This is a genomic window from Solibacillus silvestris (assembly GCF_051967575.1).
In the GTDB taxonomy this organism is placed as follows: Bacteria; Bacillota; Bacilli; order Bacillales_A; family Planococcaceae; genus Solibacillus; species Solibacillus silvestris_B.
In genome coordinates this window covers 1-12,253 of record NZ_JBQCJW010000010.1, presented here as the reverse complement: position 1 = coordinate 12,253, position 12,253 = coordinate 1, and the positions used below count along the sequence as shown (strand labels likewise).

At 38.7% G+C, this 12,253-nt stretch carries 17 protein-coding genes; 10 read left to right on the top strand and 7 right to left on the bottom strand.

All coding sequences use genetic code 11. The annotated features are described in order from the left end of the window. Positions 1 to 10: 10 nt before the first annotated feature. A complete protein-coding gene (hemH, locus tag ACTHOQ_RS08580; protein WP_440495498.1) occupies positions 11 to 943 on the bottom strand; it encodes a ferrochelatase in 933 nt (310 codons plus the stop codon). A 54-nt stretch (positions 944 to 997) separates the two neighbouring features. Next, on the bottom strand, positions 998 to 2,047 hold the full coding sequence (hemE, locus tag ACTHOQ_RS08575; RefSeq protein ID WP_440495496.1) for a uroporphyrinogen decarboxylase: 1,050 nt from the start codon (positions 2,045 to 2,047) through the stop codon (positions 998 to 1,000). Between the two features lie 212 nt (positions 2,048 to 2,259). Here hemE and ACTHOQ_RS08570 point away from each other — a divergent pair, with 212 nt between their 5' ends. The 4 genes from ACTHOQ_RS08570 (at position 2,260) to ACTHOQ_RS08555 (ending at position 4,813) form a co-directional block, all read left to right on the top strand. Further along, positions 2,260 to 2,766, top strand: coding sequence for an antibiotic biosynthesis monooxygenase family protein (locus tag ACTHOQ_RS08570; RefSeq protein WP_440495495.1), 507 nt, complete (start codon positions 2,260 to 2,262; stop codon positions 2,764 to 2,766). A 63-nt stretch (positions 2,767 to 2,829) separates the two neighbouring features. Beyond that, positions 2,830 to 3,381 (top strand): chromate transporter, encoded by a 552-nt coding sequence (locus ACTHOQ_RS08565; RefSeq protein ID WP_440495494.1) that lies wholly within the window; start codon positions 2,830 to 2,832, stop codon positions 3,379 to 3,381. Next, positions 3,378 to 3,905: a chromate transporter gene (locus tag ACTHOQ_RS08560; RefSeq protein WP_440495492.1), complete on the top strand. Its 528-nt coding sequence runs from the start codon at positions 3,378 to 3,380 to the stop codon at positions 3,903 to 3,905. Before ACTHOQ_RS08565 ends, ACTHOQ_RS08560 begins: the two co-directional genes overlap by 4 nt. 62 nt (positions 3,906 to 3,967) lie before the next feature. Further along, complete coding sequence (locus ACTHOQ_RS08555) at positions 3,968 to 4,813, top strand: flagellin N-terminal helical domain-containing protein (protein ID WP_440495490.1); 846 nt, start codon at positions 3,968 to 3,970, stop codon at positions 4,811 to 4,813. 32 nt (positions 4,814 to 4,845) lie between these two features. Here ACTHOQ_RS08555 and ACTHOQ_RS08550 read toward each other — a convergent pair whose 3' ends face one another. Continuing rightward, positions 4,846 to 6,024 carry an ABC transporter permease gene (locus ACTHOQ_RS08550; protein WP_440495488.1) on the bottom strand — a complete coding sequence of 393 codons (1,179 nt, stop codon included), beginning with the start codon at positions 6,022 to 6,024 and terminating at the stop codon, positions 4,846 to 4,848. Then, positions 6,008 to 6,757, bottom strand: a complete 750-nt coding sequence (locus ACTHOQ_RS08545) for an ABC transporter ATP-binding protein (RefSeq protein WP_440495486.1) — start codon at positions 6,755 to 6,757, stop codon at positions 6,008 to 6,010. The genes ACTHOQ_RS08550 and ACTHOQ_RS08545 overlap by 17 nt, the downstream gene beginning before the upstream one ends. A 170-nt stretch (positions 6,758 to 6,927) precedes the next feature. On the opposite strand from ACTHOQ_RS08545, the gene ACTHOQ_RS08540 reads away from it, so the two are divergent. The 5 genes from ACTHOQ_RS08540 to ACTHOQ_RS08520 all read left to right on the top strand — a co-directional run bounded on the left by ACTHOQ_RS08540 (position 6,928) and on the right by ACTHOQ_RS08520 (position 9,660). Beyond that, the gene (locus tag ACTHOQ_RS08540; RefSeq protein ID WP_502229918.1) at positions 6,928 to 7,347 is read left to right on the top strand and encodes an HIT family protein; all 420 of its coding nucleotides are present in this window, start codon (positions 6,928 to 6,930) and stop codon (positions 7,345 to 7,347) included. A gap of 196 nt (positions 7,348 to 7,543) precedes the next feature. Continuing rightward, the gene (locus ACTHOQ_RS08535) at positions 7,544 to 7,915 is read left to right on the top strand and encodes a YtxH domain-containing protein (RefSeq protein WP_440495484.1); all 372 of its coding nucleotides are present in this window, start codon (positions 7,544 to 7,546) and stop codon (positions 7,913 to 7,915) included. A gap of 181 nt (positions 7,916 to 8,096) precedes the next feature. Then, positions 8,097 to 8,660 (top strand): HTH-type transcriptional regulator Hpr, encoded by a 564-nt coding sequence (locus ACTHOQ_RS08530; RefSeq protein WP_440495630.1) that lies wholly within the window; start codon positions 8,097 to 8,099, stop codon positions 8,658 to 8,660. 238 nt (positions 8,661 to 8,898) lie between these two features. Next, a complete protein-coding gene (locus tag ACTHOQ_RS08525; RefSeq protein ID WP_440495483.1) occupies positions 8,899 to 9,441 on the top strand; it encodes a DUF3267 domain-containing protein in 543 nt (180 codons plus the stop codon). 33 nt (positions 9,442 to 9,474) lie between these two features. Further along, entirely contained in the window at positions 9,475 to 9,660 is a 186-nt protein-coding gene (locus tag ACTHOQ_RS08520) for a hypothetical protein (RefSeq protein ID WP_191699486.1), read from the top strand. Positions 9,661 to 9,762: 102 nt separating this feature from the next. Here ACTHOQ_RS08520 and ACTHOQ_RS08515 read toward each other — a convergent pair whose 3' ends face one another. Continuing rightward, positions 9,763 to 9,867, bottom strand: a complete 105-nt coding sequence (locus ACTHOQ_RS08515; RefSeq protein ID WP_081483416.1) for a YjcZ family sporulation protein — start codon at positions 9,865 to 9,867, stop codon at positions 9,763 to 9,765. Between the two features lie 139 nt (positions 9,868 to 10,006). Between ACTHOQ_RS08515 and ACTHOQ_RS08510 the strand changes: the two genes are divergently transcribed. After that, positions 10,007 to 10,855 (top strand): peptidylprolyl isomerase, encoded by an 849-nt coding sequence (locus ACTHOQ_RS08510; RefSeq protein ID WP_440495481.1) that lies wholly within the window; start codon positions 10,007 to 10,009, stop codon positions 10,853 to 10,855. A 52-nt stretch (positions 10,856 to 10,907) separates the two neighbouring features. Here the strand turns inward: ACTHOQ_RS08510 and ACTHOQ_RS08505 are convergent, their stop codons facing one another. Together ACTHOQ_RS08505 and ACTHOQ_RS08500 are read right to left on the bottom strand one after the other, a co-directional pair. Continuing rightward, positions 10,908 to 11,243 (bottom strand): zinc ribbon domain-containing protein YjdM, encoded by a 336-nt coding sequence (locus ACTHOQ_RS08505; protein ID WP_440495479.1) that lies wholly within the window; start codon positions 11,241 to 11,243, stop codon positions 10,908 to 10,910. A gap of 104 nt (positions 11,244 to 11,347) precedes the next feature. After that, positions 11,348 to 12,127: a formate/nitrite transporter family protein gene (locus ACTHOQ_RS08500; protein ID WP_440495477.1), complete on the bottom strand. Its 780-nt coding sequence runs from the start codon at positions 12,125 to 12,127 to the stop codon at positions 11,348 to 11,350. Positions 12,128 to 12,253 lie beyond the last annotated feature (126 nt).

Here is a 12,253-nt window from a genome sequence, read left to right as displayed (position 1 = left end):
ACTCTCTACTTTATTTCGCAATTTTTTTATTGATCGCATCTACCATTGCATCAATAAACAAAGGATCGGTATTTGGCATTGTCGGGCGATAGTAGCTTGCGCCAATTTCATCACATACAACTTTACACTCAATATCATTGTCATATAGAACTTCCAGATGCTCCGTCACGAAGCCTACCGGTGTATAAATGAATGCTTTATAGCCTTTTTGCTCAAATAAATCCTTCGTTAAATCCTGTACGTCCGGACCTAGCCATGGCTCAGGTGTTTGACCAGCAGATTGCCAGCCTACTTCCACATTTACGATATCGGAAGCCTCTTTAATTAAACGCGCCGTTTCGATTAATTGCTCTTCGTAAGGGTCGCCGGCTAATTTAATTTTTTCTGGCAATGAGTGGTTCGATACGATTAAACATGCATGTGCACGCTCTTCATCAGTCATTTTCGCAAGCTCGCCGTTCACTGCTTCTTTCCAAAACTCAATGAATTTCGGTTCATCATACCAAGCTTCAACAGAAGTGATATTTAGCGTACCACCTAATTTTTCGGCTGCTTCTTTTGCACGGCCATTGTATGACTTAATCGAAAATGTTGAGAAGTGTGGTGCTAAAACGATCGATACCGCTTCAGTAATACCTTCTTTCACCATTGCCTCTACTGCATCCTCGACAAATGGCTCAATATGCTTTAAGCCGATAAATACTTTATATTCCACTTTATCTTGCACTTCGTTAAGTCGTGCGCATAATGCATGAGCCTGCGCTTCCGTCATTTTTGCAAGAGGTGAAATACCGCCAATCGCGCGGTAACGCTCTGTTAAATCATCGATATGCTCTTGGCTTGGCTTGCGGCCATGACGAATATGTGTGTAATAACGTTCAATATCTTCTTCTTTATATGGCGTACCATATGCCATCACTAATAACCCGCGTACTTCCTTCATGTACTATCACCTCTGAATATTTTTAGATACATCTATCTACCAAAATATATAAAATTAACGTTTTGCGATTTGCTCTCGGCTGTATTCATGTACAAAAGTTGTAAGGCGTTTTAGTACGGCTGGATCCACTTCCGGGAATACACCGTGCCCTAAATTGAAAATATGGCCGCCTGTATGTGCTAAACCTTGATCTACAATATCTTTCGCCCTTGCTTCGATTACATTCCAATCCGCCAATAACAATGTCGGGTCTAAATTACCTTGGACTGCTTTCGTTACACCACGCGCTTCCGCTTCACGAATTGGCAGACGCCAGTCCAAACCTACTACATCAATCGGCAAATCATGCCATTCGTTCACTAAATGTGATGCCCCGACACCAAATTGAATTAAAGGCACATTTAAAGCACGCAGCTCGGCAAAAATACGCGTCATCGTTGGTTTGATGAAAATGCGGTAATCTTCCACATTTAATGCGCCTACCCAAGAATCGAAAATCTGGATTGCTTTTGCCCCTGCTTCCACTTGGGCAGTAATATCTGCAATAATCATATCTGCAAGCTTTTCCATTAGTAAAAACCAAGCTTTCGGCTGTGATACCATAAATGATTTTGTCTTTGCGTAATTTTTGCTTGGACCGCCTTCAATCATATAGCTGGCTAAAGTAAATGGTGCGCCTCCAAATCCGATTAACGGAACATTCAACTGCTCTTTTGTCAGCATTTCAATCGTTTCCAAAACATAAGGTGTATGCTCTTTTGCATTGAACTCGCGCAAGTTTTCTACATCTGCCGCCGAACGTATCGGGTTTGAAATGACCGGACCGATACCCGCTTTGATTTTTACATCTACCCCCATACCTGGTAAAGGGGTTACAATATCTTTATAAAGAATTGCAGCATCCACGTTGTATTGCTCAACGGGCAAACGTGTAACATATGCACATAGCTCAGGCTGCATAGTAATTTCTTCCAATGAGTATTTTTCTTTAATTTCACGATATTCTGGCTGTGAACGACCTGCTTGACGCATAAACCAAACTGGCGTATGTTCCACTTGTTCACCACGAGCAGCACGTAATAATGTATCGTTAAATTTCATCATGTTAGATTTCTACCCCTTAAAATAAATTCTTTTTTATTTCCAAACTTTAAAAACGTTATTAATATCCATTATCGACTATAAACTTTTCATGAAAACTTGTATAGATTTCTTAAATAAATGTCATAAAATTGTCCCTTCTGCCTTATAACTTTTTGACAAATGGCTTGAACATCTTTATAAATGGAAATAATAGTGTAAAGGAGGTCGGTTATATGAATTTTTATGTAACTTCAGGAACACCTGACTATATGGAAAAGTTAATCGCAAAAAATCCGCAGCACCCATTGATCTTATTACACGGAAATGGAAACTCCGTTGTATTACATGAAACAGATAAGAAATCCATTTTTGCTGTACCTCGGAACTTTGAAGTCATTGCACAAAAAGGACAGTTTGAGCAAAAGGGCTATTTTACTTTTTACAATATGCCCATTATGTCAGATGAGCGCCCTGTTTTCGAGAAAAAAGCTCTCGACATCATTCCATCACTGAATTCAAATGATGGTGTGATTGCATATCGTTTACTTCGTCCGATTAAAGCGGAGACATATTTATTTATTATCCAATGGGGCGGCCCTGCTTCTTATGAAGTATGGAAAAATGGCGATTATTATAAAACTTCATTTTCACCTGTATTTGAAGGAAATACTCCAGCACTGCAATCGATGTTCAATTCATCTTCTTATATTACGACATATAGTGCCCCACCTAGAGAATAATATTTCGCGGAGCTATCTGTATTGTAGGTAGCTCCTCTCTTATTACATAAAGGAGGAAACATATTGGCGAAACAGTTACATATTTTCATAGCTTTTTTCAGATCAGGAATTTTAGGTTTCGGAGGCGGTCCTACTACGATTCCGCTTGTTCATAAGGAAGTTGTCAAAACATATGAATGGATGACGGACGAAGAGTTTGCGGATGTCATCTCCATAGGCAATACGTTACCAGGCCCGATTGGCACAAAAATGGCCGGCTATATTGGTTATCGGGTCGGAGGTTGGCTTGGCCTGATTAATGCGTTGATCGCTACTGTACTTCCGACTGTGCTCCTATTGATTTTATTGCTTGGTTCATTGAATCAGTTTAATGAATCAAGTTTTGTAAGCGGTATGACACATGGTGTTATTCCAATCGTCGCTGTTATGATGGGTGTTTTAACATGGGATTTTATAAAAAAATCAAAAACATCGCTCGGCATTAAATTGGCGGCTATTATTTTTGCCGGTAGCTTTATTGCAATTATTTTGTTGAACATTCATCCAGGTTTTGTCATTGCTACATTGTTGATTATTGCGATTATTCTTCCTTCTAAAGGGGGAGACGCATCATGACGTATTTTCAATTATTTTTAGCATTTTTCTTTCCGAATATTCTTGCGTACGGGGGTGGTCCATCCGCTATTCCGTTAATCGAACATGAAGTTGTACAAAAATACGGGTGGATGTCGAAAACAGAATTCAGTGAATTGCTTGCACTTGCAAATTCATTGCCTGGACCTATTGCGACAAAAATGGCGGGCTATATCGGCTTTGAGGTGGCTGGGATTTTCGGCAGTGGTGTGGCGCTATTTGCAACGATTGCGCCATCATTAGCACTCATGCTGCTATTGCTTAATATATTGTATAAGCATCGCAATTCCCCGCGCGTGAAGCGGCTATCTAGCTATGTGCTGCCCGCAATTGCGATTTTGATGCTATCGTTAACATTCGATTTTGCGAAAACATCTTATGAATTAAACAATCTCATTCCAACAATTGTTTTAATTGTTGGAGGTTATTTGGCCTTGGAAAAATTTAAAATCCATCCTGCTTTCGTCATTATAGGCGGCTTATTAATCGGCGGCTTGTTTTTATAATTAATATTCACCCTCTCTTTGCCGATAATATATTCATAAGGAACATTTGAGGGGGGAGCAGCATGCGACTTGGTGATTGGGGTGCGGCTGGTTTAGCTATTTACAATAGTTATACGCGGAATTATAAAGCGATGAATAAAGCGTTGTACCGAATTTCTACAGGGTATCGCATTAATAGTGCGGCTGACGATGCTGCAGGTTTGGCCATTTCGGAAAAAATGCGGGCCCAAATTCGCGGGTTGAATATGGCCGGAAAAAATATTCAGGATGGGATTTCCCTTATCCAGACTGCAGAAGGTGCATTAAACGAAACACATTCCATCATTCAGCGTATGCGTGAACTTTCCGTCCAAGCTTCGACCGATACATTGACAGACGAGGATCGTCAATTAATCGACATCGAATTTCAAGAATTAAAAAAAGAAATAACCCGTATTTCTACAGATACAGAATTCAATACGCGCACATTATTAAATGGCGACTATAAAGATAGCGGTTTAAAAATTCAGGTCGGGGCAAATAGCGGACAAAATATTGAAGTTTTAATAGGTGAAGTGAGCAGCTCATCATTGGGATTGGATAATCTGTCGATTGCGACAAGGGAAGACGCGGAAAAGTCACTTTCACAATTGGACCAATCCCTTCACCAAACATCGATGGAACGCGCAAGACTGGGCGCATACCAAAATCGGCTGGAGCATGCCTATAATGTGACAATGAATACATCCGAAAATCTAACTGCCGCTGAATCCCGAATTCGTGATGCGGATATTGCAAAAGAAATGATGAACTACACGAAAGCAAGTATTCTGATGCAGGCCACTCAATATGCTATGATGCTCCATATGCAGCAAGCCCAATCCATTTTAGAGCTATTGAACAGCGGGCTTAAACCTAGAAGAAAATAAGGTAGTTAGCGAGATTGCTAACTACCCCTTTTTTATTTGGACATGCGCATCGTTAATTCACTTACAGCAATTATTACAATTGGAGCAATATAAAATTGGGGCTGCGTTACTGCACATAATGTCACAATGATTGCCTGTACAAAACTCAGTTGGCGAAGCAATTTTGCCACCGCCTGCTTTCTCGTATCACGGGGAATTGGATATAGCATGTCCATTCGGAAGTCCCCCGCAGACATAAGGGCATATTTAAGCTGCAATGTCGTCGCAAACGCCAATGCACCAACAACAATCCATGTTACAAAAGGTATTGTAATAAACATTGCAATAACGGCTGAAATCGCTGTTAATCGCACCCATAAATAAAAATGGTCGTCTGTTCGGATAAACGTGCGGTATATTAGGTAAGCTTGCGTATTTTCCTTTTTATAAGCAATCGTCTTATACGCGATATCCAACCATGCACGTCGTTTCACAGAACCTTTTAAATGCGGTACATCTGTGAAGTAGTTGGCAAAACGGTAAAAACGCATCATGCGGTTTTGCTCGAGTTTAATAAAATGTTCATATGGCACAGGGTTATTTTGCACTTTCCTTTTCAATGCAAACGTATAATAAGCCATCATAATAAGAAATACGATGCCTAGCAAACCGTCTGCCAAGGTCATTTGGATTCCGATAATCGACACGATTGCCCGTACAAAGCGGTCGAGTATTATGGCATTCCCGCGATTCGCATAACGGTAATTAAATTCCGCGCGAACATTAATAAATTTTAAAACTGCGATAAATGCAGCAGTCAGCCAAATTTCCGCTGCGCTAAGTGTCGTAACCTCTTTCAATAACGGAATCGCTATTATATAAAGAACAACCGGCACTAACAGCTGTGACCAAAATGTCCAGTTCATCGCCTTTTTGAAATAGTTCGGCATCTGGCTTTCCAATGGCAGTAAGTAAACTTGGTCCGGTTCTTTCAGTAATGTGACCGGTCGACTGAATGCAACTAAGCCCCCTACTATAACGGCAATGAGCCATTCTGCCGGAAAATCGGGCTGCACGACCTTCAGCCATTCACTGTATTGATATCCCCCTGCCCCGACGATAAAAACGAGGACAATCGCAATATGCCCTGTAAAGACGAAGCGCATATATTTCATCACTTCGCCGATGTAATGCTCGAAGCGCTTAGCCCATACATTATGCATGTTGTTCATTGTCCTGCTCCTTTGTCATCGCAATATACAAATCATCCAATGTCGCAGACGGCATGTTGAACGCTTTTCGCAAATCGTCCATCGTCCCTTGTGCCCGTACACGGCCTTCATGCAGCAAGATGATACGGTCACAATGCTTTTCGGCTGTCGATAAAATATGTGTCGACATTAAAATCGATGCACCTGCACGCTTCTTTACATCCATTTGATCGAGCAATGACTGAATACCGAGCGGATCAAGACCAACGAATGGCTCATCAATAATATAAAGGCTCGGATTGACTAAAAACGCGCACATGATCATCACTTTTTGGCGCATCCCTTTTGAGAAATGCGATGGAAACCAATTCAAACGTTTTTCCATCCTAAACTCTTTCAATAAACTTCCCGAACGCTCATTCAATGTTTTCTCATCTAATCCATATGCCATTGCGGTTAATTGCAAATGCTCTTTCAATGTCAATTCTTCATATAATACAGGTGTTTCCGGAATATAGGAGAAGCTTGATCGGTACTTGTCCAAATTTTCTTTTAACGTCACACCGTTTAAGCGGATTTCGCCTGAACGCGGCAAGAGCGTGCCGATAATATGCTTAATCGTCGTACTCTTCCCCGCGCCATTCAATCCGATTAACCCAACAAGCTCCCCTTTATTGATCTCAAATGATAAGTCTTCAATAACAGGCTTTCTTGTATAGCCCCCTGTTACATTTTGCAGTTGTAAAATTGTCACAGTCGTCACTCCTCTTTTCTAAAATTAAGTTTATCAAAAGCTTATGAAGTTGAACACTGAATGTATCAATCATTTCTATTAGCGTACGGCAATTCCTCAATATAAGGTAGTTTTCCAAATAATCTATGATAAAATAAAGGAAAATAAATGAAAAGGAGCGAAAAACAACGATGAGTGATTGCTTATTTTGCAAAATTATTGCAGGAGAAATCCCAAGTATAAAAGTATATGAGGATGACCATGTTTTCGCGTTTATGGATATTGCGCCATTAACAAAAGGCCATACATTATTAATTCCTAAAACACATTGCAAAGATTTATTTGAAATGCCTGAGGAAGTTGCACGTAATTTATACGCAGCAGCCCCGAAAGTCGCAAATGCGATTAAAGCGGCATTTAATCCAGTCGGGATGAACACAATTAACAATAATGGTGCAGCTGCAGGCCAAACAATTTTCCATTACCATCTTCATTTCGTTCCGCGCTATGATGAAACGGATGGCTTAGAAGTTGAATGGAATAGTCGCCAACAAGAGTTTCCTGCGGATGTTCTTACAACTATTTCAGAACAAATTAAAGCATATTTATAATCATATACATCGATGGATGAAAACTTCATTACCAGCATCTTTTTCACAGCAGAAAATGCTGGTTTTTATTTGAACTATTTTTCAGTAAACCTTTTCCATAGATAGACCACATCTTGTCCTTTCCATGTTTAATGGATGGAAAATCCGGAAAAAGATTTGGATAACGAAAATAATAAATAAAGCGGGGGTTCTCATTATGAAAGCAAAATCATTTCTTTTAGGTGTCACAACGGGATTAGCAGGCGGTGTAGCAGCTATATTATTTTCCACGCCGCAGACAGGCACACAACTAAGACAAAACATTTTATCAAACACAAGAATTGCAAAATCCAAATTCCAAGAAGTTCAAAATGAATTAAATAATGTAAAACAATCGATTACAACATTAAAGGCTGAAGCACAAAATAATATGCCTAGTATAATAAATGAATTAAAGGATGATTTAACAACTTTCAAAACAGAAATCGAGCCTGAAACGACAAGACTGAAACAAGAAATCGAAAATTTACAGAATTCTATAAATGAAATCGAGAAGAATATCCCCTCAAACAAAAATACCAAAGAATGAACAACTATTCACCTATAGTTTTTTAGCCCTATATATTATTATAAAAAAAGCCAATTCAATCCCAAAAATATCTTTTTTTAGTATATTTCAGTCAATGTTTAATTATTCAATTTTTCTAACTTTAAAGTTTTTTCTTTTATTGCTATAATAATTTTAAAATGCTAAATGAAAGAAGAAGGTGATTGCTTTGACAGAAGATTTATACTCGCAAAGAGAGGCTATGCTATTTAGCCAAAGGGTCGCACAGCTATCGAAAGCTCTTTGGAAAGCTATCGAAAAAGATTGGCAAACATGGATTAAACCTTTCGATTTAAACATTAATGAACATCATATTTTATGGATTTCATATCACTTGAAAGGCGCCTCGATTTCGGATGTAGCTAAATTCGGCGTCATGCATGTATCTACCGCTTTCAACTTTTCGAAAAAATTGGAAGAACGCGGATTACTGACTTTCTCAAAACGTGATGAAGACAAGCGTAATACATATGTCGAGCTAACAGATAAAGGCTCTGAACTGATTTTACGTATGTACGAACATTATCACGATACAGAGCATTCTATTTTATTGGGCGCATTGCCATTAAAGGAACTTTATGGGCGTTTCCCTGAATTTTTGGATGTAATGGCCGTTATCCGCAATATTTACGGGGATGACTTCATCGAAATTTTCGAGCGCTCTTTTTTCAACTTCAAAGAAACATTGGATGAATCGGGTAAACCAACTATCCCTACCACAACTTAAATTTTCTATATAAAACTTTTAATAGAATTGATTATGCAATGAAATATGGAGGCGGTTCCTTCCAGGTGAGCCATGCTCCTTTGCGAAAACCAACATTATATAAATCAAAGAAATGTCGTCAATTTATTTTGATGACATTTCTTTTGTCTTTCATTATAGTTAGCTTAATGTTAAATATGTATCATTTAATGGAATAACATAGTAGAACCTTTTCCATTACGTTTTAGGGGGATTTTTCATGCATTGTTGGAAGACGATTAATATTGAACGGGAATACGGCACGACAAGACTTTATTTACTTGCTTTGATTCTTTTCGTGCTGGTTTTTTGCTTTTCATACATTGCATTTAGTTTTAATTTTACCGGTAAGCATAATGACCGCTATTTATGGTTAGTTTTCTTTATAATGCCGTTTATTTATCCTATGCATAAATTTTTACATTATATCGCATTATTACAATATAAAAAATCGCTCATATTCCGTTTTAAAATACAATATTATTTTATTCCGATTATTCATATGCGCCTGCAAAACGGCATTCCGAAACGTTCTTATATTTTCGCATTGCTAACACCTTTTTTCGCAATAAATACAGGCTTGTTAGTCGGTGGCTTTTTAACTCCGCAATATGCGCATTATTTTGGTGTACTGCTCGCATTTCACTGCAGTATTTGTTTAATGGATTTTTTATATGTGAAAAATTTAATGTCTGCACCAAACAATGCTATAATTGAAGAGACGCCAAGAGGATATGAAATTTTAGTGCCGCTTGATTTTTAGTTTTTATTGACGCTTTAGAGGGGAGGAATAAATTTGTTACTACTCGTTGTCATTTTATTTTCAGTAATATACTTATTCCAAATAAATCGAATGACTGCCGCACTATGCAGTCGACGTGAAATTCCAGAAGAAAAACAACCGAAAATTTTCCGTACGATTAATGTACTAATTACGATTTTGCTTGTGAGCTTGTACGTAGAAGTATTGCTTGCAGTTTAAATTGTAGTTCTTCATGCTGCATCCAGAAATAGGAAAGGTGATAAAAACCGAAAAAAACCGATTTTTATCACCTTTGACTTGGCATTATTTATTAAGTATTGCTTAATAAATAAACGCTGCGCCTACAATAATCAACAAGATAAACAATACAACCAACAACGCGAATCCAGAGCCATAGCCGCCGCCATTATAGCCTCCGCCACCCATGCTGCCACCTCCCTTCTCTCAATATCGTATGCACTCGCTTTTGCAAAACATAGGCATTACTAACGTGCAACCATTTTGTTTTTAAAACGTTTATGTTATAGTTACAATTGCATTAAAGTTAAGTTAGGAGCGTATTAAAATGAAAAAAACCCTTTTTGCATTAACAGTTGCTGCTTCAATCGGTTTAGCTGCATGCAGTAATACCGGAGATGAAGTAGTTGTATCAACGAGTGTGGGCGATGTCACTCAAGAAGAATTTTATAACTCCATGAAAGAAATTGCCGGGGACCAATTATTACAACAAGTAGTAGTTGAGAAAATTTTAAATGACAAATACAAAGTAACAGATAAGGAAATCGAGGAAGAATTGGCGACTGTGAAAGAGCAGTATGGCGAAGGCTATGAAGCTGCTTTAGCACAAAGCAATTTGACTGAGGAAATGTTGAAAACTAACATTCGTTTCACATTGTTACAGGAAAAAGCAACAAAAGATGTTGAAGTAACAGACGAAGAAATCCAAAAATATTATGACCAAGCTTCTCAAGAATTAAATGCTCGTCATATTTTAGTGGAAGATGAAGAAACTGCAAAAGAAATCGTCAAAAAATTAAAAGATGGCGAAGACTTTGCTGCATTGGCGAAAGAAAATTCTGTAGATACCGGCACTGCTGAAAAAGGCGGGGAATTAGGCTGGTTCTCAGTTGGTGCGATGGTTCCTGCATTTAACGATGCTGCGTATGCTTTAAAAGTCGATGAAATTAGCGAGCCCGTAAAATCTGATTTCGGTTACCATATTATTCAGGTGAAAGAAAAACGTGCTGTTAAAGACTACGGTACACTTGAAGAGAAAAAAGAGGAAATCCGTGAAGCAATCGCAGCAACTAAAGGCGATTGGAACACAAAAATGGCTGAGTTAATTAAAGAAGCTAAAGTGGACGTGAAGGATGCAGATTTAAAGGACGCATTTACTAGTTTTAAAGCCGAATAATTGAAGGACATGCAAAAATGCGAGACCCGTCCAGATATGGGTCTCGCATTTTTTAATTTTTCTTTACGAATTCCGATTTCAGCTTCATCGCCCCGAAGCCGTCGATTTTACAGTCAATATTGTGATCGCCCTCTACAAGACGGATGTTTTTTACACGTGTCCCGATTTTCAGTGTTGAGGAGCTCCCTTTTACTTTTAAATCTTTAATTACTGTAACGGTATCCCCGTCAGTTAAAAGGTTGCCGTTTGCATCGCGGACGACCAATCCTTCTTCAATCGTTTCCTCCGATTGGGCCCATTCATGCGCGCATTCTGGGCATACATAGTTTTGACCATCCTCGTACGTATACTCCGACCCGCATTCCGGGCATTTTGGTAATTGTTCCATTTATGTAACCTCCAGTCATTCATCTCCTTTATAGTGGCATAGTTCCAACTTTTAAACAAGTTCATGCAGGCGGATAATTTCTAATAGCAGATTAATGCAACATGCTATTCCTTCGTGATATTGCGCCCCCACTCAGTTAGCCAAAGACCGAGACCTAAAATAACGGCGCCTCCTATAATATTTCCTGCTGTTACAGGAACTAGATTATGCATGGCTCCATTGATAGAAATCATATCGCTGTGCGGAATCATCATTGCAAGCGAAAAGAGCATCATATTAGCTATACAATGTTCAAAACCTGCCAATATGAACGGGAAGATACAGCAAAAGATAAGCAATATTTTTGCGACTTCGCTCTTTGCGCGATATGTACACCAAACCGCTAAACATACAAGCACATTACAAAAAATACCCCGGAACAATAATTCAGTAGCCGAACCCGAAATTTTTGCAATTGCCACTTTTTCCACGTACACCGCCAAATCATCGACAACATAGCCTGTCATAAAAAATAACGATGCGCAAAAGTATGCACCAGCAAAATTTCCGCTATAACTGACTGTCCAAATCTTCACTACCTCAAACCAGCCTATCTTTTTTTCCAGTGCTCCGATTGCTAAAACAAAATTATTACCGGTAAATAAGTCGACTCCTCCAAACATGACCATACATAGAGCGATTCCGAAAACCGCTGCTTGAATCACTTTTAACAACGGTGTTTCTGATGGAGACAATAATCCTCCCAACACAATGAAGGCAAGCATGCCAAATCCTATAAATAACCCTCCAAAAAAGGCGAGCATTAAATAATTAAATACACTTCTATGCAAAATCTTATTTTTCTTTTCTGCAACTGCCCCGATTGCTTCAAATGTTTCCTGCATTGTACTGCCACACCCCTTTATCTTCCAACTAAATTATATCAAGTAATAGCGGTGTTTGTCAATATAGTTGTCGCATCAAGCTACTTAACTTTTCTATCAAAATCAAAATCTGTTCTATTAAAATCC